19 protein-coding genes are annotated in these 22360 nt (G+C 64.0%); 1 reads left to right on the forward strand and 18 read right to left on the reverse strand.

What is annotated here, in order from left to right:
* Positions 1-28 precede the first annotated feature (28 nt).
* Both ACZ9HU_RS00755 and ACZ9HU_RS00760 read right to left on the reverse strand, forming a co-directional pair.
* Entirely contained in the window at positions 29-2302 is a 2274-nt protein-coding gene (locus ACZ9HU_RS00755) for a patatin-like protein (RefSeq protein WP_476101174.1), read from the reverse strand.
* A gap of 40 nt (positions 2303-2342) precedes the next feature.
* Positions 2343-3002: a trimeric intracellular cation channel family protein gene (locus ACZ9HU_RS00760; protein WP_476101177.1), complete on the reverse strand. Its 660-nt coding sequence runs from the start codon at positions 3000-3002 to the stop codon at positions 2343-2345.
* Between the two features lie 196 nt (positions 3003-3198).
* On the opposite strand from ACZ9HU_RS00760, the gene ACZ9HU_RS00765 reads away from it, so the two are divergent.
* The gene (locus tag ACZ9HU_RS00765; protein ID WP_476101179.1) at positions 3199-4488 is read left to right on the forward strand and encodes a sugar MFS transporter; all 1290 of its coding nucleotides are present in this window, start codon (positions 3199-3201) and stop codon (positions 4486-4488) included.
* An 82-nt stretch (positions 4489-4570) separates the two neighbouring features.
* On the opposite strand, the gene ACZ9HU_RS00770 is transcribed toward ACZ9HU_RS00765, so the two are convergent.
* From ACZ9HU_RS00770 to ACZ9HU_RS00845, 16 genes are all read right to left on the reverse strand, one after another.
* Positions 4571-6376: a DEAD/DEAH box helicase gene (locus ACZ9HU_RS00770; RefSeq protein WP_476101180.1), complete on the reverse strand. Its 1806-nt coding sequence runs from the start codon at positions 6374-6376 to the stop codon at positions 4571-4573.
* 195 nt (positions 6377-6571) lie between these two features.
* Entirely contained in the window at positions 6572-7582 is a 1011-nt protein-coding gene (locus ACZ9HU_RS00775; protein ID WP_476101182.1) for an adenosine deaminase, read from the reverse strand.
* Positions 7583-7591: 9 nt separating this feature from the next.
* Positions 7592-8869 carry a guanine deaminase gene (guaD, locus tag ACZ9HU_RS00780; protein ID WP_476101184.1) on the reverse strand — a complete coding sequence of 426 codons (1278 nt, stop codon included), beginning with the start codon at positions 8867-8869 and terminating at the stop codon, positions 7592-7594.
* Complete coding sequence (gene xdhC / locus ACZ9HU_RS00785) at positions 8866-9771, reverse strand: xanthine dehydrogenase accessory protein XdhC (protein ID WP_476101185.1); 906 nt, start codon at positions 9769-9771, stop codon at positions 8866-8868. Before xdhC ends, guaD begins: the two co-directional genes overlap by 4 nt.
* A complete protein-coding gene (xdhB, locus tag ACZ9HU_RS00790; protein WP_476101187.1) occupies positions 9768-12053 on the reverse strand; it encodes a xanthine dehydrogenase molybdopterin binding subunit in 2286 nt (761 codons plus the stop codon). Before xdhB ends, xdhC begins: the two co-directional genes overlap by 4 nt.
* Entirely contained in the window at positions 12046-13443 is a 1398-nt protein-coding gene (gene xdhA, locus ACZ9HU_RS00795) for a xanthine dehydrogenase small subunit (protein WP_476101190.1), read from the reverse strand. The genes xdhB and xdhA overlap by 8 nt, the downstream gene beginning before the upstream one ends.
* Position 13444: 1 nt before the next feature.
* On the reverse strand, positions 13445-13780 hold the full coding sequence (uraH, locus tag ACZ9HU_RS00800; RefSeq protein WP_476101192.1) for a hydroxyisourate hydrolase: 336 nt from the start codon (positions 13778-13780) through the stop codon (positions 13445-13447).
* Positions 13777-14217: a 2-oxo-4-hydroxy-4-carboxy-5-ureidoimidazoline decarboxylase gene (gene uraD / locus ACZ9HU_RS00805; RefSeq protein WP_476101194.1), complete on the reverse strand. Its 441-nt coding sequence runs from the start codon at positions 14215-14217 to the stop codon at positions 13777-13779. Before uraD ends, uraH begins: the two co-directional genes overlap by 4 nt.
* Positions 14214-14594, reverse strand: a complete 381-nt coding sequence (gene hpxZ / locus ACZ9HU_RS00810; RefSeq protein ID WP_476101197.1) for an oxalurate catabolism protein HpxZ — start codon at positions 14592-14594, stop codon at positions 14214-14216. The genes uraD and hpxZ overlap by 4 nt, the downstream gene beginning before the upstream one ends.
* Positions 14591-15499 (reverse strand): allantoinase PuuE, encoded by a 909-nt coding sequence (puuE, locus tag ACZ9HU_RS00815; RefSeq protein ID WP_476101199.1) that lies wholly within the window; start codon positions 15497-15499, stop codon positions 14591-14593. The genes hpxZ and puuE overlap by 4 nt, the downstream gene beginning before the upstream one ends.
* Positions 15496-16740, reverse strand: a complete 1245-nt coding sequence (locus ACZ9HU_RS00820; protein ID WP_476101202.1) for a pyridoxal-phosphate-dependent aminotransferase family protein — start codon at positions 16738-16740, stop codon at positions 15496-15498. The genes puuE and ACZ9HU_RS00820 overlap by 4 nt, the downstream gene beginning before the upstream one ends.
* Positions 16733-17959 (reverse strand): allantoate amidohydrolase, encoded by a 1227-nt coding sequence (locus ACZ9HU_RS00825; RefSeq protein ID WP_476101205.1) that lies wholly within the window; start codon positions 17957-17959, stop codon positions 16733-16735. Before ACZ9HU_RS00825 ends, ACZ9HU_RS00820 begins: the two co-directional genes overlap by 8 nt.
* A complete protein-coding gene (locus ACZ9HU_RS00830; RefSeq protein WP_476101207.1) occupies positions 17953-19545 on the reverse strand; it encodes a gamma-glutamyltransferase family protein in 1593 nt (530 codons plus the stop codon). Before ACZ9HU_RS00830 ends, ACZ9HU_RS00825 begins: the two co-directional genes overlap by 7 nt.
* Complete coding sequence (locus tag ACZ9HU_RS00835; RefSeq protein WP_476101209.1) at positions 19542-20876, reverse strand: NCS2 family permease; 1335 nt, start codon at positions 20874-20876, stop codon at positions 19542-19544. The genes ACZ9HU_RS00830 and ACZ9HU_RS00835 overlap by 4 nt, the downstream gene beginning before the upstream one ends.
* Positions 20873-22141 (reverse strand): AtzE family amidohydrolase, encoded by a 1269-nt coding sequence (locus ACZ9HU_RS00840; RefSeq protein WP_476101212.1) that lies wholly within the window; start codon positions 22139-22141, stop codon positions 20873-20875. Before ACZ9HU_RS00840 ends, ACZ9HU_RS00835 begins: the two co-directional genes overlap by 4 nt.
* Positions 22138-22317: a hypothetical protein gene (locus tag ACZ9HU_RS00845; protein ID WP_476101215.1), complete on the reverse strand. Its 180-nt coding sequence runs from the start codon at positions 22315-22317 to the stop codon at positions 22138-22140. Before ACZ9HU_RS00845 ends, ACZ9HU_RS00840 begins: the two co-directional genes overlap by 4 nt.
* Positions 22318-22360: the final 43 nt, after the last annotated feature.

The raw sequence follows: 22360 nt of genomic DNA on the forward strand, positions 1-22360 counted from the left end.
AAAACGGGCTTTTTGGGCTCTCAATTCCTTAATGATGGCGATTCCCGATCTCATGGCGCAGATTAACGATTAACTGCGAATCGGCCATCAGTTTGTCCGATTCTTCGTCCAGAATGGTGTGCAGCATATTCTGGACGAATCGATTGCAATCATCGGGCGTCAACACGCCCGGCGCGGTGGATGTCAACAGATCGACCATGCGCGATGCGCCATGCAACCGCCCCATCAGGTAATCATGTTCACGATAGGCGCGGCTGAAAAAGGCGGCGAAATGGTGGAACTCCTCGCCCTTTAACCGGCGTGACAGGCCGATGTCGGGCGTGCCGCCGGGCACGTCGCGGGGGGATATGCGGTCGATCTTGACCGGGTTCATCTCCGCCTCGCCCATGCCGCGCGTCAGGGTCAATGTCGCCACATCGTAAAAGGCAAAGCCCAGATAGGCCAGCAGCATCACCCGCCCCAGCGAGGCCGGAACATGGCGGATCGCCTCGACCAGAATGGCGTCGATGCGCCCGTCCATATGCGGCAATGTCCCCGGCGCCGCCATATCGCGCAGCACTTCGCCCGGATAGGACAGCACGCGTTCGGGGATCGCGGGCGCCACCGGCCCGGTGCTGAGCGCGAGGGACAGCCCCTGCCATGCCGCGTCGCGGGCGGTGTCATGGTGGTGGGCGGGCACATCGGACAATTCCTCGCGCGCTTCCTCCAACCGGCGGATCAGGTGGCGCATCCGGCGCAGGCGAAATCCGGCATCATGGCTGCGCAAAAACGCCAGCATCTCGCTCGATATCGCCTGACCATCGGTGCCCCTTGGCCGCAAATTGGCCTGTGCCCAGCGGCCCAGCGCCGCGCGGATCGCGTCACGCCTTGTATCATCACGTCCCGTGCCATCGTGCGCCAGAACATCGGCCAGAGCATCCAGCGTGATTTCCAGCTTCATCCGCGCATAGGCCTGATAGGCAAATCCGGCCTGATCCATGGCGGCATGATGGGATGCATGGCGCCACGCGGCCATCTGCATCCCGTCGGGACAGGTGTTGAGAACATCTGCCCCCAGCGCCATGCGCACCGAATCCTCAACCTCTGGCTGGATCGCGGCCATGATCTGACGCACGCGGGCCATATCCTCGGACTGCCGGGCCAGAGCTTCCAGATTGTCGCGGATCGGTTGTTCGCGCGGGATGGTGGAAATGGCGCGGAAAATGACGCTGAAAAAACCCGGCGCGCCCGACGGGCGCAATGTGGCGGGCGTATTTTGCGTCGGGTCGATATAGAGCAGGCGGCGATCCACTTCGCGCTCTGCCGGGCGGGATGGCAGGGCAGCAATCGCCTGTGCAAAGGGGGCGTTGACCAGAATTGAGCCATCCATCAACGCGGCCTCATTCACCGTCCCGGCGGTAAAATGCGCGGGCAGGACGCGGGCGAGAAAGGCGCTGCGCCCGGTCCATTCCTCTTGCCGTTCCACCATCAGGCGGTCGATTTCCACGGGCAGCAGAGGCGGGAAAGCACCGGGAAAGCTGGCCGATGCGCGTGCGGCAAAGACCAGTTCGGGCAGGGCGGCAAGATGGCCTTCACCCGCGTGTGCGCGAAAGCTGATATCGACGCGATGTTCGCGTTCTTCGACCCAAGGCGGGCTGTGCAATGCGACCTTTTCGGGGTGGCCCGCATAATCGGTGGCCGTGGTGAACAGGTCGAGCGGGTGGCCCTTGGGCAAGAGCGGTGTACCAGATGCTCCCTGCGCCATGGCATCCAGCGCCTCGGCGATCAGGCGGGAAAAGCCGATGCCGGAAAAGGGCGCATCGAACCATCGCGACCGGACAAGGCGGTTGAGCTTGGCACGGATTTCGGCGTCAATATCGCTTGATGTTGCCGAAACCGGCGATGTGCGCGTCAACAACATGCGCACCAACGGCACCGCCCATTGTTTGGCAAATCCGGTCCAGCCGCGATCATCGGGATCGAGCAGGCAATCAATATCGGCCCGATCCAGCCACAACCGGGTCAATGGCTCAAGCGATTGACCGCTGTGAATAGCCTGGGCCAGAAACACGCCATTGAGGCCCCCCGCGCTGGCCCCCGCGACAATATCGGGCAGAACCGACAGCCTCGTTCCGCTGCGCTGCGCCAAGAGGTCGAGCAGGTCGGCATAGATCTTTTCACTGGGCAAGAGCAGGTCGGGATTGTCGCGAAACCGGCTGGCGCGGGCCAGTTTCCACACTTCCTTGGTCACGCCATGCATGTAAACCGCAAGGCTGATCCCGCCGTAACAGACCAGAGCGAGACGAAGCTCTTTGTGCCGCATAGGTTACTGTTTGCGCCCAATAGAGCGTGCAGGCAAGCGTCTAAATATCGCGATAGGCCGGAAGCCCCAATTGCCAGCGAATGGCCGCAAAACGCAGGATCAACCCGCCCATAAAACCCGCCGCCATGGCCATGCCGTCATACAGCCCCAGACTGATCAGCGTGACATAGCCCCCGGCCGCCAGCGCGGCCGCCGTTACATAAATCTCTGGCCGCAGCACGATTGAGGGAACCCCCGCCAGCATATCGCGGAAAATCCCGCCCATACAGGCCGTCACCACCCCCATGATCGCGGCGGGCAAGGGCGGTATGCCAAAGGACAGCGCCTTGGCCGCGCCAAACACGCTGTAGGCCGCCAGCCCAATCCCGTCGAACCATTCCAGCGCCTGTTCCGGCCAGATCCGGCGCGGGGTGAACCACACCACCAGCGCCGCGCCAAGGCAGATTGCAATCGGCGCGGAGCGATGCATCCAGAACACCGGCGCCCCGATCAACAGATCGCGCAACGTGCCCCCGCCCACCCCGGTGATCGCGCCAAAGAACATGAAAGTGACCAATGTCTTGCGCATCCGCGCCGCCGCCAGCGCCCCCGATATGGCAAAAACCGCCGTCGCGGCCATGTCCAGCCAAGGCCCCAGAACGGGCATAACCCATGCCGAAGCCTCTACTACGGGCTGAACAGAGAGGGTCGCGGGCACCATTCATCGCTTTTTGGTCAAGAGTGGCGAATATGCAAGCGTATGCGTATCAGACAGAACTTGACAGCGTTGTCGCAATTGCCGAGTGCAAGGAGCGTCTGGCGCCTATGGGCAAATGCTTCAGCTTGCGCCATGTCTGCAACGGGATCTGCCGAAAACGGCAGGCGCATAGAGGTATGAGAGGAGGGGGATCTATCCCATGGCTTTGGCTCCAAACACAAATGGCGACGCGCAGGCGGGCCAGAATATTGACGCCCCCGAACTGCGCCTGTTCGTGATGGCGCTGTTCTTCATCTTTGGCGGGATCACCAGTCTCAATGACGTGATCATCCCCAAGCTGAAGGACCTGTTCACGCTGAATTATACCCAGGCGATGCTGGTGCAGTTCTGCTTTTTCACCGCCTATGCGCTGATCGGCCTGCCCGGTGCCGCGCTGGTCAAGCGGATCGGCTATATGCGCGGCGCGGTGGCGGGGCTGCTGACCATGATGGTGGGCTGCCTGCTGTTCATCCCGGCTTCGCAAAGCGCGACCTATGCGCTCTTCCTTGCCGCGCTCTTCGTGCTGGCCAGCGGCGTGGTGGTGGTGCAGGTTGTCACCAACCCGCTGATTTCCTTGCTTGGCCCCGCCAAGACCGCGCATAGCCGTCTGACCTTTGCGCAGGCTTTCAACAGCCTTGGCACGGTGATCTTCCCGCTGGTGGGCGCGCCTTTGATCCTTGGCCGTCTGAAAGATGTGAAGGCCGAGGAACTGGTCGGCCCGGCGCTCGACGCCTATCGCATGGCCGAAACCCAAACCGTGGTGAACACCTATACGGCTCTTGCCGCGGCGCTGGCGCTGGTGGCGGCGGTCGTGTGGTTCAACCGCAATCGCCTCAAGGGTGAAAAGCATGAGAAGACCTCGCTCGCCTCAGGCTTTGCGCTCCTCTCGGAAAAGCGTTTTGGCCTGGGCGCGCTCTGCATCTTCCTTTACGTCGGCGCGGAAGTGTCGATCGGCTCGCTGATCGTCAACTATCTGAAACAGCCCAGCGTGATGGGTCTCGATGATGCGGCGGCCGGTAATTACATCCCCTATTACTGGGCAGGCGCGCTGGTGGGCCGTTTTGTCGGTTCGGCCGTGCTGCGCATGGTGTCGCCGGGCAAAGTGCTGGCCTTTAACGCGATTGGCGCGATTGCGCTGATCCTGATTTCGACCAACACGTCGGGCCATGTCGCGGCTTACAGCCTGCTGCTGATCGGTCTGATGAACTCGATCATGTTCCCCACCATCTTCAGCCTCGCCTGCGAAGGTCTGGGCCCCAAGGCCGCCGATGGTTCGGGCATCATCAACATCGCCATCTTTGGCGGCGCGGTGGTTCCTTTGGCCACGGGCGCGATTGCCGATGGCATGGGCAGCCTTGCCCTGTCGCTGGCGCTGCCCGCGATCTGTTACGCTGTGATTGCCTATTTCGGCTGGTTCACGCGTCATCCTTCGGTGGCTGCGGAGGGTTAAACCCTCCGCCCCATCGGGGCATACAAAAAGGGCGGCGGAACCGGGTTGGTTCCGCCGCCCTTTTTCATGGGCCTATCCCGGCTCAATCGCGACCGCGCGGGCCCTTCTTGAAGCCGCCGCCAAAGCCGCCACGGCCGCTGCCGCCGGCGGGCTTGGGGCGATAGGGCTTGACGCCATTGGGATGCTGGGCGTGACCTTCGCTGTGCGGAGGACGGCGCGCGCCGGGAGCATGGCGACCCTTGCGATGTTCGCGGGCCTGTTCACGCGGGCCGGTGGCGCTGGGCTCGATGTTGACGCCGGACTCATCGTCGCTGCCCGGAACGGCGGTGCGCGCCACGGCATTGCCAAAGCGTTCGGCCAGATTGCGCGGGATCTGCACAAAGGATTCGTTGGGACCGATGCGGATCGCCCCGATTTCGCCGCGCGTCACATGGCCACGACGGCACAGCAAAGGCAGCAGCCAGCGCGGATCGGCATTCTGTTGACGGCCGATGTCCAGACGGAACCATGCCACATCCTCGAAACCGGCGCGGTGATGCGCCTGACGGATGTTTTCCGGGGCCGATGCGATCAGCTCTTCGGGCTGGGGCAGCGAGGCGCGATGCGCACGCACCAGCGCCATGGCCAGATCCTGCGGGCTGCGCTGGCTCAGCAGTTCTTCGGCGATGGCCAGATCTTCTGCGTCATCCTCGGCCTCAACCGGGGCCAGCAGCTTGTCGAGCATACGCTGACGGTCGGCGGCGCGGATCGATTCGGGGCTGGGCACGTCGGTCCATGCCGCTTCGATACGCGCACCGCGCAGCATCATTTCCACCCGGCGACGGCGCGGGAAAGGAACGATGAGAACCGCGGTGCCCTTCTTGCCCGCACGGCCGGTACGGCCCGAACGGTGCTGAAGCGTTTCGGCGTCGCGCGGAATTTCCACGTGAACCACCAGCGTCAGGTTGGGAAGGTCGATACCGCGCGCGGCAACGTCGGTGGCCACGCAAACGCGGGCGCGGCGGTCGCGCAAAGCCTGAAGCGCGTTGTTGCGCTCGTTCTGACTATGCTCACCCGACAGGGCGACGGCGGCAAAACCGCGTTCGACCAGCGTGGCGTGCAGGTGGCGCACATTGTCACGCGTGGCGCAGAACAGGATCGCGGTGTCGGCTTCGTGGAAACGCAGCAGGTTGACCACGGCATGTTCGATGTCGGCGGGCGCAACCGTGCAGACCTGATAGGCGATATCGCCATGGCCGCGGTTTTCGCCAACCGTCGAAATGCGCAGCGCGTCACGCTGATAACGGCGGGCCAGCGCGACGATCTGACCCGGCATCGTGGCCGAGAACAGCAGCGTGCGGCGGCTTTCCGGGGTGGCTTCCAGAATCTGTTCCAGATCCTCGCGGAAGCCCATGTCGAGCATTTCGTCCGCTTCGTCCAGAACGATGGCCTTCAGACCCGACAGGTCGAACGCGCCGCGTTCCAGATGGTCGCGCAGACGGCCCGGCGTACCCACAACGATATGGGCGCCCATGTTGAGCTGGCGGCGTTCCTTGACGGGGTCCATGCCCCCGACGCAGGTGACGATGCGGGCGCCGGCCTGTGCATAGAGCCAGGTCAGTTCGCGGCTGACCTGAAGCGCCAGTTCGCGCGTGGGGGCGATGATCAGCGCAAGCGGGTCGCGCGCGTGGGGCAGCATGTCGCCGCCATCAAGCAGGTCCTTGGCCATGGCCAGGCCAAAGGCCACGGTCTTGCCCGATCCGGTCTGCGCCGAAACGATGAGGTCGCGGCCATCCGCTTCCTCCGTGATGACCTGCGACTGGACTTCGGTCAGCGAAGTATAGCCTTGGGCCTCGATGGCGCGGAGGATACAGGGGGCGAGCGTGGCGGGAAGGGTTGATTCAGTCATGCAATCTCTTGTGGCTCTGTCCCGATGGGACAGGAGGAATGGGGTCAATCGGTAACAGGGCCGACCAAGGGCCGAAATGGGGCGCGGCAAAAGCCAGCAGCCCGTCCTATGGCGCGCCCATAGCGGGAAAATTGCCGTTTGGCTTGTTCTTTTTTCGGGATAGGCCGAGTCGAGCGGTCCTGTTTGGCACAAAACCTAGTTTTGGCGCGCAAATTCCTCGATTGTCGCCAGATGGGTGGCAATGTCGCTTTCGCTCAGGAATGATCCGGTAAAGCTGTTTCGTGCCAGTTGCACGATCTGCGCTTTGCCAAGGTTGCGTGCATGGGCCACCGCGCGGTAATTTTCGGCCACATAGCCGCCGAAATAGGCCGGATCGTCCGAATTGATCGTCGCGGCAAGGCCAAGGTCCAGCATCCGGTCAATCGGATGATCGATCAGATCGCGCACCACGCAAAGCTTGAGATTGGACAGCGGGCATACGGTCAGCACCATGCCTTCCTTGGCCAGACGGGCGGTCAGCGCGGCATCTTCGAGCGAGCGATTGCCATGGTCGAGTCGGTCCACCTTCAACAGGTCGAGCGCTTCGTAAACATAGGCGGGCGGGCCTTCTTCACCGGCATGGGCGACGCGTTTTAGCCCGGCGTCCCCGGCAGCGGCAAAGACGCGGGCGAATTTGCTGGGCGGGTGGCCGACTTCGGACGAATCGAGGCCCACCCCGGCAATATGGTCCAGCCACTTTTCGGCGCTGTGCCATGTGGCAAAGGCCGCCTCCTCGTCCAGATGGCGCAGGAAACACAGGATGAGCTTGGAACTCACGCCCATGCCCTCGGCCTGTTTCATGCCCGACAGCAGCCCCTGCATCACCACGTCAAAGGGAATGCCGCGGTCGGTGTGGGTTTGCGGGTCGAAAAAGATTTCCGCATGGCGCACCCCATCGGCCCGCGCGCGGGTGAAATAGGCCAAGGCCAGATCGTGGAAGTCCTGCTCGGTCTGCAAGACCTGCGCCCCGGCATAATAGATGTCGAGAAAGTCCTGAAGGTTCGAAAACTGATAGGCGGCGCGCACTTCCTCGACGCTGGCAAAGGGGATGGCCACTTTGTTGCGGCGGGCAAGCTCGAACATCAACTCCGGCTCAAGGCTGCCTTCGATATGCAGGTGGAGTTCGGCCTTGGGGATGGCGGTGATGAATTGGTCGAGGGAAGTCATGCCTCTATCCTATCGCGAATGGGCAAGGATGCCAGCAATATACGTGTGCGCCACGGTGCGGTCGTCGCCAAGGATTTGCATCGCAAACAGCCTTTCGGCCAAAGGCGCCCCCCGTGTGCGCAGCGCCAGCAGCGGCGTTGCCGCATCATCCAGTACGATGAAGTCGGCCTCCTGTCCCACCTGAAGCCCACCGATCCGGTCCGACAGGCCCAGCGCCCGCGCCCCTCCGGCTGTGGCCAGATAAAGCGCCCGGAACGGGTCCAGCACGCTCCCGCGCATCTGGCACACCTTATACGCCTCGCCCTGTGTCGAGAGCATGGAAAAGCTGGTGCCCGCGCCGACATCGGTGCCCATGCCCACCTTCACATCGAAACGGTCGGCATGGGACAGGTCGAACAGGCCCGAACCCAGAAACAGATTGCTGGTCGGGCAAAAGGATATAGCGCTGCCCGCATCACCCATACGGCCCATGGCGGCATCGTTCATATGGATGCAATGGGCGAACAGCGATCGCGAACCTACCAGCCCGAACCGGTCATAGGCATCGATATAATGCGCAGCGTCCGGAAACCGGCCCAGCACGGCGGCGCATTCGCCTTGGTTTTCGGCCATATGCGTATGCATCAGAATATCGCCATGCGCGGCCAGCATCTCGCCCGCCACCGCCAGTTGCGCATCGCTGGATGTCAGCGCAAAGCGCGGCGTCACCGCATAGCCCAGCCGCCCGCGCCCCCGCCACCGCGCGATCAGCGCCTCGCTTTGCCCACGCGCCGTTTCGGGCGTATCGCACAGCCCTTCGGGGCCAAGGTCCATCAACACTTTGCCCGAGATGATCCGCATATTGCGCGCCAAAGCAGCCTCGAACAGGGCGTCCACGCTGCCCTCATGCACGGTGGCAAAGACCAGCGCGCTTGTCGTGCCATTGCGCAGCAATTCGTCGAGGAAGAAGGCCGCCACTTCATCCGCATGGGCGCGGGTTGCAAAGGCCTTTTCCGCCGGGAAAATATGCTGCTCCAACCAGCTCAACAATTGCTCGCCATGGGCGGCGATGCGGCTGGTCTGGGGGTAATGGATGTGCGTGTCGACAAAACCGGGGACGATCAGGCCCGCCAGACTCTCAGTCTCAACATCGGCAAACCTTTCGGCCAGATCGGCATAATGGCCCAACGCCACCACCAGCCCATCCTCGACCACCAGAAGCCCGTCGGGATAATGCTGCACCGCATCCGGGTGGCTGGCCGGGTCCTGTGGCACACTCAGGATTTCGCCGCGAAAAGCATGGATCATGCCGCCTGCTCCATGCTGGCGGCCAAGGGCAAGGTCAGCAATTGCGCCAGAACGGCGATGGCGATGACGTCCGGTTCCTTGCCTGTGATGCCCGGCATGCCGATGGGGCAAGTGAGGCGCGAGGTGTCCACCCCATCACCGCGCAACCGCGCCAGAAAACGCGCCCGTTTGGTTGCCGATCCGATCAACCCCACAAACCGCGCCCGCGAGTGCAGCGCCGCCGCCGTCAGCCGGTAATCCAGCCCATGATCATGCGTCAGGATCAGCACCGCGTGATCCGGCCCCGCGCTGCCCGCACAGGCGACGAGTTCGGCCTCCGATGCGATCATTACGCCGGGGGCGTCCTGTTCGGCGCGGCTGTCGTACCAGCCAAGCGACAGGGGCAATCCATCGATCCGCCCTGCAATCGCCCGCCCCACGTGCCCTGCGCCAAACAGCATCAGCGGCAAGCGCGGCATATCCTCCGGCTCGGCAAAGGCAAAGCCGGGGGCGGGCAGGGGGCCGCGGGCGGAAAGGGCGGCAACCGGGCCATGGCCCAAAGGCGCCCGCACCACTTTCGCATCGCCCAGCACCGTGCGCGTCGGGGCGTCAAACCATGCCGCATCCTCCAGATGTTCGACCAGCACCCGCACCCGCCCGCCGCAGCATTGGCCCAGCAACGGCCCCAGCGGATAATCCTGCACCCGCCAGCTGCCCGCCGGATGGGCAAGGATGGCGCGGGCCTGCGCCACCAGTTGATGTTCCAGCCGCCCGCCGCCGATCGTGCCCGCCATCGCGTCCGCCGTAATCGCCATGCGCGCACCGGCCCCGCGCGGCGCCGACCCTTCGGTGGCCAGCACGCTGACCAGTGCAACGGGTTCGCGGACAATCGCGTTGCGGACGAAATTCTGCCACCCGCTCATCGCGACGAAAGCTCTGCAATGGCGTTCAGGATGCGTTCGGGCGTTGCGGGCGCGTCCAGCGCGGGCAGGCCAAAACCGGGGCGCACCGCCATCACTGCCTCGCTCAACGCCGAAAACACGCTGATGGCCAGCATGAAGGGCGGTTCGCCCACGGCTTTGGAGCGGTGGATGGTGGGTTCGACATTCTCGCCCCGTTCCCACAGGCGGATGTCCATATGGGCGGGGCGGTCGCTGGCGGTCGGGATTTTATACGTGCTGGGCGCGTGGGAGAGGAGGCGCCCATCGGGATGGAACACCAGTTCCTCCGTCGTCAGCCAGCCCATGCCCTGAATGAACCCGCCCTCGACCTGTCCCAGATCGATGGCCGGGTTGAGCGAGCGGCCCGCATCATGGAGAATATCGGTGCGCAGCACCTTATGCTCACCCGTCAGCGTGTCGATCACCACCTCGCTGCAAGCCGCGCCATAGGCGAAGTAATAGAAGGGGCGGCCCTGATGTGCGGCGCGGTCATAGTGAATGTCGGGCGTGGCATAAAACCCGCTGGCCCACAGTTTGACCCGGCCCATATAGGCCATGCGCGCCAGAGCCGAGAAAGGTAGCACGGCATCGCCCGCCACCACGCCTTCGGGGGTAAAGCGCACATCGCGCGCCTCCACCCCGTTTTGCGCGGCCATGAATTGCGCCATCCGGTCGCGGATTTCGACCGCCGCATAATAGGCCGCCATGCCGTTGAGATCCGACCCCGAAGAGGCCGCCGTGGCGCTGGTGTTGGGCACTTTGTCGGTGCGCGTGGCGGTGATGCGGATGCGGCTTAACGGCACGGCAAAGACATCGGCCACGACCTGCGCAACCTTTGTATAAAGGCCCTGGCCCATTTCGATCCCGCCATGGTTCAACTGGATCGAACCATCGGCATAGACTAGCACCAGCGCGCCCGCCTGATTGAGGTGGGTAGCGGTGAAACTGATGCCGAATTTGACGGGGGTAAGGGCGATGCCCTTTTTCAGCACGCGATGGGCGGCGTTGAATTGCGCCACCGCCTCGCGCCGCGCCTCGTAATCACACGATGCGGCCAGTTCCGCCATCAGTTCGGGCGCCACATTGTCGGCCACCCGCATGCCATAGGGCGTGATGTCGCGCCCCGGCGCATAGAGATTGGCACGGCGCACGCTTAATGGGTCGCGCCCGACGGCGGCGGCGACATCATCCATGATGCGTTCGATGGCGATCATGCCCTGTGGTCCGCCAAATCCGCGAAAGGCGGTGTTCGACACGGTGTTGGTGCGCAAACGGTGGCTCAGGATCTCGACCGCGGGTAGCCAATAGGCATTGTCGGCATGGAACATCGCGCGGTCATTGATCGATGCCGACAGGTCCGCGCTGATCCCGCAACGTGCGGCAAGGTCGAGTTTGAGGGCCGTCAGCACGCCCTGATCGTCAAAGCCCACGTCATAATGGATGACGAAATCATGCCGCTTTCCCGTCAGCACCATGTCATCGTCGCGGTCATAGCGCAGGCGGGCCGGTCGTCCGGTCTTCAGCGCCACCAGCGCGCAGGCGGCAGCAGGCGCGGTCGCCTGCGTTTCCTTGCCGCCAAAGCCGCCGCCCAGACGCCGCGCCTCGACCGTCACATCCGCGCTGGGTTTGCCCAGAAGATGCGCGACCAGATGCTGGATTTCCGAAGGATGCTGGGTCGATGACCAGATATGGGTTTGGCCATCCTCCATCGGCATGGCCTGGGCGATCTGACCTTCGAGGTAGAAATGCTCCTGTCCCCCGATTTCCAGCCTGCCCGACAGGCGGTGCGGGCTGTTGGCCAGCGCGGCCTGTGCATCGCCGCGCGCCATGCGTTGGGTCGGTTCGAGGTGGTCATCCGCCGCCAGCGCTTCGGCCACGGTCAGATGGGCGGGCAAAGGCTCATAATCCACCTTGCCCAGACGCGCGGCGCGGCGGGCCTGATCATGGCTATGCGCCGCGACAAGGAACAAGGGCTGGGCGGCGAAATGGACCTCTCCATCGGCCAGCAAGGGTTCGTCATGGCGCAGCGGGCTGACATTGTTGTCGCCCGGAATATCGGCGGCGGTAAAGACCGCCACCACGCCGGGCGCATCACGCACCGCCGACAGGTCCATCGACAGGATGCGCGCATGGGTCTTTGCCGAAAGGCCAAAGGCCAAATGCAGCAATCCGGCGGGTGCGGGCAGGTCGTCGATATAGGTCGCATGACCTGTCACATGCAGGCGGGCGCTGTCATGGATATGGGGGGATGCCACCTCAGCCATGGCGCACCTCCAGCACGCTGACCGCTTCGCCAATGTGGGCGAGGAACAGGCGGCGCAGCAGGTTCCCCGCCACCTGCAAACGATAGGCCGATGAACCGCGCACATCGGTCAAGGGCTGATAATCCTGCGCCAGAACGGTGATGGCCGCCTCGATGGTGGCTTCGTCAAAGGGCTGGCCGATCAGCGCTTCCTCTGTGGCCAATGCGCGTTTGGGCGTGGCCGCCATGCCGCCAAAGGCGATGCGTGCGCCGGTAATCACGCCGTCATCCAGCATCAGGTGAAACGCGCCCAGCACGGCGGAAATATCGCTGTCGAAACGTTTGGAGAGTTTGGTGATGGCAATGACGGCATCGGGCGCCGGACGCGGAATAAACACGCCCTCGACAAATTCGCCCTCGCGCCGGTCTTGCTTGCCATAGGCGAGGAAGTAATCCTCCAGCGCCATTTCACGCCGCACATCACCCCGGCGCAGCGTCAGCCGCGCGCCTAATGCGATCAGCGCAGGCGGCATGTCGCCGATGGGCGATCCATTGGCGATATTGCCGCCGATCGTGCCCGCGTTGCGCACCGGCGTCCCGGCGATCCGCCGCACCAATTCGCCCATGTCCGGGTGCAGCCGCGCCAGCACATCCCACGCATCCGAATAGCGCACCGCCGCGCCCAGCGTGACGCCCGCTTCGCTTTCCTCGATCCCGCGCAGGTCGGCCACATCGCCGATAAAGATCACCCGGCCCAGATCGCGCAATTGCTTGGTCACCCACAGGCCCACATCGGTGGCCCCCGCGACAATCCGCGCATCGGGATATTGCATCAGCAAGGCGGCAAGATCATCGCCCGTTTTGGGCGCGTGCCACAAATCCCCACCGCCCGGCTGCATCGCCCGCAGCGCGTTCAGAACATCGCCATCCTCGCGGCGCTGCGGTCCCGCCGCCTCACCACTGGCCAGAATGGGGCCATAGCCGGTGCAGCGGCACAGATTGCCCGACAGCACATCGGCCACCGGCCGCCCGACCGTGCCAAGCCCGCAACGCGCGCGCCCTTCAAGGCTCATGATAAAGCCGGGGGTGCAAAAACCGCATTGGCTGCCATGGCGTTCGACCATTTCGCTCTGCACCGTGCAGAGCTTGTCCGGCGTGCCAAGGCTTTCCACCGTGACCAGCGCCTTGCCATTCAGCATGGGGGCAAACAGAATGCAGGAATTGACCGCGCGCCATTGCACGCCATCATCCCCCGCCTCGCCCAGAAGGACCGTGCAGGCCCCGCAATCGCCTTCGCCGCAGCCTTCCTTGGTGCCCTTGCGGCCCAATCTTTCGCGGATCAGATGCAGCGCGGTTTCCTGTGCGCCGACCTTCATTTCGATCACTTCACCATCCAGAAGGAAACGGATCATCTCAGCTCCCGCGATAGGTGGAATAGGAAAAGGGTGAGACGAGCAAAGGCACATGGTAATGGCCGCCGCCCTGCGAAATGCCGAAATCAATCGCCACATCGTCAAGAAAGGGCGGTTCGGGCAAGTCCACGCCTTTGCCACGGAAATAGGCCGCCACGGCAAAGGTCAACCGATAGCGCCCTGGCGCCAGATCGGCGGGCGCCAAACCCGGTGCGCGCCCGTCCTCATTCGTCACCCCCCGCGCCGCCAGACCATCCGGCCCGGTCAGCGTGATGGCCAAACCTGCCGCCGGCGTGCCGTGCATTGTGTCAAGGACATGGGTTGAAAGCGTGCTCATGGCTGATCCTCCAGCCGCAATTTGGTGATCTTTCCGATCTCGGCCAGCGCGGTGGCGATTTCGGTTTCGGTATCGTGGGCCGCGCGGGCCTCCATCGCGGCCAATATACCAGCCTTGTCGGTCAACCGCACGCAGATGATGAAAGGCATGGCATGGGCCGCGCGATAGGCGTCATTAAGCGCGTGGAACCGAGCAAATTCCTCCGGCGTCAAACGGTCCAGCCCGGCGCTGGCCTGTTCGGCGGCGCTGGCGCTGGTCAGGGTGCCGTCCATCGCCGCCTTGCCCGCCAATTCCGGGTGGGCGCGGATCAGGGCCAATTGCTCCTCTCGGCTGGCGGCATAGACCACCGCCATCAGATCCTTGTGCCGATCCCCGCAGGATGGCGCGGCATCGGCGCGATCCTCCACCCATGGCGAATGTTCAAACAGGGCGCTCAATGGCTGCTTCCTTCAAGGCTGACATGGGCCGACACGACTTTCCAGCCATCGGCGAATTTGACCCAGCTTTGCGTTTGCCGCCCGCGCCGGTCTGACCCTTCGCGATAGAATTCCGCATCCGCCGTGGCAAAAGCATCGCCATAGGTGGTGATTGAAACCCGGCCCAATCTGCGCTGGGGCGAACCGCCGCGCCCGCGGCGAAATTCGCGGATTTCCTCGATGCCATAAAGGACTTCGCCCACGCCGTAACGGTTGGTGGTGGGCGCATCGTGAAACAGGGCGTCCATCGCGGGAATGTCATCCTCCATCAAGGCGCGCTCATATTCGTTAAACGCCGCCGTCACTTCGGCCAGAAGGATGGGATCATCGATCCTCATGCGCCGCCTCCATAGGGATGGTTCGCGATCCAGTGGCGGGCGATGTCGCGCCGCGTGGTGATCCATGCCTGACCGCTTTCCATCACATGGTCGAGGAAACGCGCCACTGCCCGCGTCCGTCCGGGGCGTCCCGCGATGCGTCCGTGCAGGCCGATGCTCATCATCCGTCCGCCCTCGTCGGCCAATTGGTCGAATGTGTCACGCAGGTATCGGAAGAACTGCTCCCCTTCGGTAAAGCCGTTGAGGGCGACCATCTTCATGTCATTGGCGTCAAGGCTGTAGGGGACGATGAGCTGCGCCCGCCCTTCATTGAGGTGGCCAAAGCGGTCATCCCAATAGGGCACATCGTCGGCATAGGAATCGGCATCGTAAAGAAAGCCGCCCTCCTGCGCCACCAGCCGGGCGGTGTTGGGGCTGGTGCGCCCTTGATACCAACCCAGCGGGCGTTCCCCCGTCAGGCGGGTGTGGATCTCGATGGCCTTGGCAATATGCTCGGCCTCGATTTCCGGGGCGATGTACTGATAATCGATCCAGCGATAGCCGTGGGTCGCCACCTCCCAATCGGCCTTGAGCATGGCCTCGACCGCATCGGGGTTCTGTTCCATCGCGGCGGCCACGCCAAACACGGTGACCGGCGCCCCGCGCTCGGTGAACAACCGGTGCAGCCGCCAGAAACCGGCGCGGCTGCCATATTCATACAGGCTTTCCATCGCCATGGCGCGGGCCGGATGTCGCGCCGCGCCCACCATGTCGGACAGAAACCCTTCGGACAGCTCATCGCCATAAAGCGTGCTGTTTTCCGCGCCTTCTTCGTAATTGATGACGAAATTGACCGCCACCTTTGCCCCGCCGGGCCATGATGCCGCAGGAGGCGTCGCGCCATATCCGATGAGATCGCGCTTCATGCCCCCATCACCTCTTCCCACGCGGCCAGAGCCGCCGGAACCGCCGCGCCCAAGGGCAGCTTGTACCCTTGCGCCGCCAGACAAGCCTCAAGCCCGCCCAGCGTGATCAGCACCTTATGCTTCATCGCATTGTACCCCATCGCGCCAAGACGCCAGATCTTGCCGACCAGCGGGCCAAAGGCGGTGCCGATCTCGATTTCGAAATGGTCGCGCATGGCGGTGCGGATCGCCTCGCCATGGACGCCTTCGGGGATATAGACGCCGGTGACATTGGTCATGCGATGCGCATCATCGCCAAACAGCGTCAGGCCCATCGCGACCAGCCCCGCGCTCATCGCCGCGCCGGCCGCACGGTGGCGTTTGTAGCGCGCCTCCAGCCCTTCGCCCAATGCGACGCGGGCGCATTCGCGCGCGCCATACAGCATGGTCGTCGCCTCGGTATGGTGGTTCAGGCGCTTTTCGCTCCAGTAATCCATGATCATGGCCAGATCGAAATAGTTTGAACCAATGCGCGGCCCATGGCCATCGACGGCATCGGGGCTGCGAATGCCCTTTTCATCATGGCGGCGGGCAAAGATCCGCTCGGCGGCGGCGTCGGATACGGTGATCGGCGCGCTGCCCGATGGCCCGCCAAGGCATTTTTGCAGCCCCCCCGTGATGACATCCGCGCCCCAACGATCCGCGGCGATTTCCATGCCGCCAATCGTCGCGGTGGCATCGACATAGACCAGCGCGCCGACCTCTTTGGCAATATCGCCAATTCCGTCGAGAGGCTGGGCCATGGTGGTCGATGTGTCGCCATGGACGCTGCAAATGAGGGTGGGGCGGATGCGCAGCGCCGCGTCGCGGATCGCCTCCATCGCCGCGACTTCGCCCCATGGCGCATCGACGGTTTCAAACCTTGCGCCGATGCGGGTCAGGATTTCCTGAAGCAACAGGCCAAAGCGCCCGAAATTGACCACCAGAGCCGTCTCGCCCGGCTGGATCATGCTGACCAAGGCGGCCTCGATCCCGGCCCGCGCGGTGCCGTCGATCAACATGGTCCAGCGGTTTTGCGTGCCAAAGATCGGGCGATAAAGCGCCATCACCTGATTCATGTATCCGGTCATTTCCGGGTCGAACTGGCCCAGCAGATCGGCGCTCATCGCGCGCAGCACGCGGGGGTGCGCATTGACCGGCCCCGGCCCCATCAACAGGCGCTGGGGCGGGTCGATTTCGCCAAAGAGCGCCGGATCAAGCATATTTCGCTCCCAATTTTTCGATAAAGCCCAGCATGACGGACAGCGCCGCATCGGCATCGGCATGGTCGACATGTTCGGCAGGATTGTGGCTGATGCCGTCGCGGCATCGGATGAACAACATGGCGGTGGGGGCGATTTCGGCCATGATCATCGCATCATGCCCCGCCCCCGACACCAACCGCCGCGCCGGGTGGCCGCATTCGACCAGCGCTTCCTCCAGCAAGTCCATCAGCGCATCATCGCAAGGGCTGGGGGGAAGGTCGTGGATCTGCTCGACGCTGAAATCGAGGCTGCGCCTGTCGGCAATGGACTGGATCTCTGCGATGATCGCTTCGGCGGCCCGGTTACGCCGCTCCGCATCGCCTGAACGCACGTCGATGGTGAAACGCACTTCGCCAGGGATAACATTGGCCGCGCCGGGCAAGGCCTCGATCCGCCCCACCGTGGCGACCAGATCGCTTTCGTCGGCTCGTGCAATACTCTCCACCGCCAGAACCATTTCCGCCGCCCCGGTCAAGGCATCGCGGCGCAAGGGCATGGACGACGTGCCCGCATGGCCCGCCATCCCGCGCACCACCACGCCATAGCGCAATTGCGCGGCAATGCCTGTCACCACGCCCAGCGCCAGCCCATCGGCCTCCAGCACTGGCCCCTGTTCGATATGCGCCTCCAGATAGGCGAGCGCGCCGGGGTGCCTTGCCCCCGCCAGTCCATCGGGCGACAGCCCATATTCGGCCAAGGCCTCGGCAAGCGTCACGCCCCGTGGGTCGGCCATATCGGGCACATCGCCCAGCACACCCGCCACCGCCTTGCTGGTCAGCATGGCGGCGGGAAAGCGGCTGCCTTCTTCATCACCAAAGGCGATGATTTCGATGGGGAAGGGCATGCGCCGTCCTTCTGCCGACAGGGCCGCCACGCATTCCACACCCAGCATGATGCCCAAAGGTCCATCGTAAAACCCGCCATCGCGCACGCTGTCCAGATGGCTGGCGATGATGAGAGGGGGCAGATTGCTCGTCCCTTCATAACGCCCGATCAGATTGGCGGCGGCATCGGTGCGAGGGGTCATGCCCGCTTCAACCATCCACGCGGCCAATTGCTCGCGCGCGGCGCGATAGGCGGGGGAGAGCCACCCCCGGTAAAGCCCGTCTTCCATGTCGGAAAAGGGGGCGCGGCCCAAAGCCTCGCAGCGCGTGACGGCGCGTTTGGGGCCTACCATGCGGCCGCCTCACCGTCGCTGCGCGGGTCGGTGGCGCCTTCGAATCCGCCGTCGGGGTGGCGGACGATGGCGCCCGCATGGCCCATCATCGGCGTGATCGGGCCGACGCGTTCGACATCATGGCCCGCTGCGCTCAGCGCCTCGTAAAGTTCGGGCGCAAATCCGTCCTCGATTTTCAATGTGGTGGATTGATCCCCCCATGTCCGGCCCAGCAACCAGCGCGGGGCGGAAATCGCCGCCTGAAGATCACCGCCGAAGCGGGCATAGCGGGAAAACAGCGCAGCCTGTGTCTGGGGCTGTCCCTCGCCGCCCATCGTGCCATAGGCCATCACGCGCCCATCCTCGAACAGGCACAGCGCGGGGTTGAGCGTATGGAACGGCTTGCGCAACGGCCGCAGCGCATTCCACCCAACTTCGGCTAGGCGGAAGGACGCCCCCCGGTTCTGCCACGTAATCCCGGTTTTCGGCAGGACGAGGCCCGATCCGAATTCGAAATAGGTACTCTGGATACAGGACACGACTTGCCCGTTGCCATCGGCGGCGGCGAACCAGCAGGTGTCACCCCATTGGCTGGGTTGCGGCCATGGCAGGGCCTTTGCCGGATCGATCCGCGCGGCCATGGCGTCCAGCGCTTTTGCATCGTTCAGCAAATCCTGCGGGTCGCTCTCCATATAGGCCGGATCGCCGCAATGACGATCGCGCCACAGGAACGCCTGCTTGGTGCTTTCCACCAGACCATGGATGTGGTCGAAACCGTCCATCTGCTCTGCTCGTAAACGGTCGAACAGCGCGAGGATCAACAAAGACGCGGTGCCCTGCGTCGGCGGAGCGGCATTATACAGCGTGCCATGGCGGGTTTGCACATGCGGCGGGGCGGGGCGCGTGGCGCGATGCGCGGCCATGTCGCGGGCAGATACCGGGCTGCCCAACGTTGCCAGATCCTGGGCAATATCGGTGGCCAGCGGGCCGTTGTAAAAACTATCCAGCCCTTCATCGCACAATCGGCGCAAGGTCGCGGCCAGCAAAGGCTGGCGCAGCACATCGCCTTGCGCGAGAGGGCGTCCTTCGGGTTCAAACACCGTGGCATAGGCGCCGGGCTGGATGCGCAGTTCCGGTCCCTTGGCTTTGGCAATATCGGCCCCGCCGCGCGTCACGGCCACGCCCGCCTCGGCATGGGTTATCGCATCGCGCAACAGGCGCGATAGCGGCATCGATCCGCCATCGCTCTCCAGTGCCGCCTGCCATCCGCTGATTGTGCCCGCCACAGTGTTCGCCGCCAGAGGCCCGCGCCATGGCACCGCATCAAGGCCCGCATAGAGAGCCAGATCCGCCTTTTCCGCCGCGCCGCCACAGCCATGGATGCCGTGGACGCGCCCATCGCCCTCGCGGATCACCCAGAAGCCATCGCCGCCGATCCCGGTCATATGCGGATAGACGACGGCCAATGTGGCGGCCACGGCGACACATGCCTCGACCGCGGTGCCGCCATCCTGAAGCACTGACAGGCCCGCGCGCGATGCCAGATAATGCGGCGCGGTGACGATGCCCTGAGCGCCGCGCGCCGTCTCCTTGGCGGTTTGCATCATGCCGCTCCGGACAGCCAGACGAAGCGAGCGATGAACAGGCCGGCCAGCAGAAGGAGCAGCCAGTCCTTTTGCGTGATCTTGCCGCGCACCAGCTTGATCAGCGCATGGGCGGCAATGCCAAAGGCCAGACCATTGGCGATCGAGAATGTGAAAGGAATGCCCACCAGCGTCAGGAAGGCGGGAATCGCGGCCTCTGGATCGGTCCATTCGACATCGGCCAAAGGCACCATCATCAACGCGCCGACAAGGATCAGCGCGGGCGCCGTGGCCGCGCTGGGCACCAATTGCGCATAGGGGGCCACAAACATCGCGGCCAGAAACAGGATGCCGGTGATGATGGCCGTCAGGCCCGTGCGTCCGCCGACCTCAACCCCGCTGGCGCTTTCGACATAGGATGTGACGGTCGATGTGCCCGCCACCGCGCCCACCATCGTCGCCACCGAATCGGCAACCAACATGCGGTTGAGGCCCGGAATATTGCCCGCAGGCTCGATCAACCCGGCGCGGCGCGTGACCGCCATCAGCGTGCCCAGATTGTCGAACAGATCGACAAACAGAAACACGAACAGGATTTCAAAAATCCCAAGCCCCGCCTTGCCGCCAAAGCCGAATACGCCCGCCAGGTCCAATTTGCCCACCGTTTCGGTCATCGAGGCGATGGAATAGGGCTTCACGTCAAAACTGACCGCGCCGACCACCCAGGCCAGAACCGTCGTGGCCGCAATCGCGATTAGGATGGCGGCATTCACCCGCCACACATGCAGAACCACCACCAGCACAAGGCCGACCAGCGCAAGGATCGGCCCCGTGTCATGCAAATTGCCCAGCGCCAGACCCGTGGCCGGGCTGTTGACCACCAGCCCGCCGTTTTTCAGACCGATCAGCCCGATAAACAGGCCGATGCCCGCTGCCACCGCCGCGAACAGGTGCGACGGAATGGCCGCCACGATCATCTGTCGAATGCCCGCCAGCGTCAGGATCAGGAAAATCGCCCCCGACACAAACACACATCCCAGCGCAATCGGCCAAGGCACATGCATCGATTGCACCACGGTAAAGCTGAAATAGGCGTTCAGCCCCATGCCCGGCGCCAGAGCCAGCGGCGTATTTGCGATCGTGCCCATCAGGATGCTGGCAAAACCGGCGGCGAAACAGGTGGCCGCCGCGACGCTGGCCACCGGCATGCCCGCAAGGCCCAGAATCGAAGGGTTGACCAGAATGATATAGGCCATGGTCAGGAATGTCGTCGCCCCGGACAGCACTTCGGTGCGGATCGTGGTGCCCCTTTCGGAAAGGGCGAAATGTCGGTCGAGCGTGGCGGATAGGCTCATTGGGTGGGTCCAGTCACGGGGCGGGGGCCGGTGATTCCGGCACGGTGGAGATGATGGGCGGTGTGGATCAGGCGCGCTTCGGCCCATGCCGGCGCGATCATCTGAACCCCGATAGGCAAAGGCGTGTCGGCCAGCGCAGGAACAGCCAGAGCAGGCAGGCCGATAAAGCTGATCGGTTGGCAGAACATGCCCAGATTGGCGCGGACGGGAACCTGCTTGCCCTCGATCTCGATGGTGGGCTCGCCCATGCGCGGCGCGCTGCAAGGCGTGGCGGGGGTAAGCAGCAGGTCGAAATCGGCGAACAGAGCACGCGCTCGCTGCGCCACGATCCGCCGCACCCGCCGCGCGGCCAGCAACAGATCGGCGGGCATCAGCAATCCGGCCAGCATCCGGTCGCGCACCGCCGGATCGAAATCCATCGGGCGGGTCATCAGATCGGCGCGGTGCAGGCTGCCCCCCTCCATCGCGGTCAGGCAGAAGGCGGCGGAGCGCGCCTCACTGGCGCCATCGAAAATCGCAGGCCGCACGTCACAGCCCAGCGCGGCCAGACCATCGGCGACATGGGCCACGGCGGCATGGGCCTCCGGCGCGGCGTCAGTTGCGAAAAATCCGCCCAGCACGCCGATGCGCAGTTTGGGCAGGTCTTGTTCAAGCTCTGGCTCGACCGGTTCCATCATCCGCTCGGTCTGGGCCGGGTCGCGCGGGTCGTGGCCCTGCAACACGTCATAGGCCGCCGCCATCATGGCCGGATCGCGCGTGAACAGGCCCGCATGGTCAAGGCTGGCGACAAAGGGATATACACCCGCGCGCGACAGGCGGCCAAAGGTGGGTTTCAGCCCATAGACCCCGCAGAGCGAGGCGGGCACACGGATCGAACCATTCGTGTCCGACCCCAGAGCAATATCGGCCAGCCCCGCCGCCACCGCCGCCGCCGATCCGCCCGACGACCCGCCCGCGATGCGCGAAGGATCATGGGGATTGCGCGTCGTGCCGTAATGGCTGTTTTCCGTGGCAAAGCCATAGGCATATTCGTCCATGTTGGTCATGCCCACCAACCGGCTGCCCGCCGCCTTTAACCGCGCGACCAGCGTGGCGTCACGCGTGGCCAGTTTGCCGTCATCGGCATTGATTTTGGACCCGGCCAGCGTGACATGGCCCGCCACGTCATAAAGATCCTTGGCGGCAAAACTGGTGCCCGCCAAAGGCCCGTCAACCGTTGGCGCATCGGTCAGAACAGTGGTGAAAATGTTCAGCGGGTCAATCACGGCTGGATCAACTCCGCCGGGTCTTCCATCGGGTCGTCAAGCCCGCGAAAATTGGCAGCATGAGAGGAAAGCAGCGCAAGGTTGGCCATAATTCCGGCTCGGCATTCTTCGGGCGGTGACAGGCCCGCCACACGCAGCAGGAGGTCCAGTGTCGCCCCCTCGATTGCCTCGCTCATAAAAGCCCCCCTTTGCGCTCAGCTTCCTTCCTCTTTGCCTTGG

Source organism: Novosphingobium sp. Sphag1I, from assembly GCF_056279125.1.

Bases quoted from the DNA above. Each gene is read 5' to 3' on its own strand.
- puuE (WP_476101199.1), bottom strand. From the start codon at position 15,499: ATGAAGCGCGATCTCATCGGATATGGCGCGACGCCTCCTGCGGCATCA.
- ACZ9HU_RS00825 (WP_476101205.1), bottom strand. From the start codon at position 17,959: ATGGTAGGCCCCAAACGCGCCGTCACGCGCTGCGAGGCTTTGGGCCGC.
- ACZ9HU_RS00820 (WP_476101202.1), bottom strand. From the start codon at position 16,740: ATGCTTGATCCGGCGCTCTTTGGCGAAATCGACCCGCCCCAGCGCCTG.
- xdhA (WP_476101190.1), bottom strand. From the start codon at position 13,443: ATGATCCGTTTCCTTCTGGATGGTGAAGTGATCGAAATGAAGGTCGGC.
- ACZ9HU_RS00830 (WP_476101207.1), bottom strand. From the start codon at position 19,545: ATGATGCAAACCGCCAAGGAGACGGCGCGCGGCGCTCAGGGCATCGTC.
- ACZ9HU_RS00775 (WP_476101182.1), bottom strand. From the start codon at position 7,582: ATGACTTCCCTCGACCAATTCATCACCGCCATCCCCAAGGCCGAACTC.
- ACZ9HU_RS00835 (WP_476101209.1), bottom strand. From the start codon at position 20,876: ATGAGCCTATCCGCCACGCTCGACCGACATTTCGCCCTTTCCGAAAGG.
- ACZ9HU_RS00760 (WP_476101177.1), bottom strand. From the start codon at position 3,002: ATGGTGCCCGCGACCCTCTCTGTTCAGCCCGTAGTAGAGGCTTCGGCA.
- xdhC (WP_476101185.1), bottom strand. From the start codon at position 9,771: ATGAGCGGGTGGCAGAATTTCGTCCGCAACGCGATTGTCCGCGAACCC.
- ACZ9HU_RS00770 (WP_476101180.1), bottom strand. From the start codon at position 6,376: ATGACTGAATCAACCCTTCCCGCCACGCTCGCCCCCTGTATCCTCCGC.
- ACZ9HU_RS00755 (WP_476101174.1), bottom strand. From the start codon at position 2,302: ATGCGGCACAAAGAGCTTCGTCTCGCTCTGGTCTGTTACGGCGGGATC.
- ACZ9HU_RS00765 (WP_476101179.1), top strand. From the start codon at position 3,199: ATGGCTTTGGCTCCAAACACAAATGGCGACGCGCAGGCGGGCCAGAAT.
- xdhB (WP_476101187.1), bottom strand. From the start codon at position 12,053: ATGGCTGAGGTGGCATCCCCCCATATCCATGACAGCGCCCGCCTGCAT.
- hpxZ (WP_476101197.1), bottom strand. From the start codon at position 14,594: ATGAGGATCGATGATCCCATCCTTCTGGCCGAAGTGACGGCGGCGTTT.
- uraH (WP_476101192.1), bottom strand. From the start codon at position 13,780: ATGAGCACGCTTTCAACCCATGTCCTTGACACAATGCACGGCACGCCG.
- ACZ9HU_RS00845 (WP_476101215.1), bottom strand. From the start codon at position 22,317: ATGAGCGAGGCAATCGAGGGGGCGACACTGGACCTCCTGCTGCGTGTG.
- guaD (WP_476101184.1), bottom strand. From the start codon at position 8,869: ATGATCCATGCTTTTCGCGGCGAAATCCTGAGTGTGCCACAGGACCCG.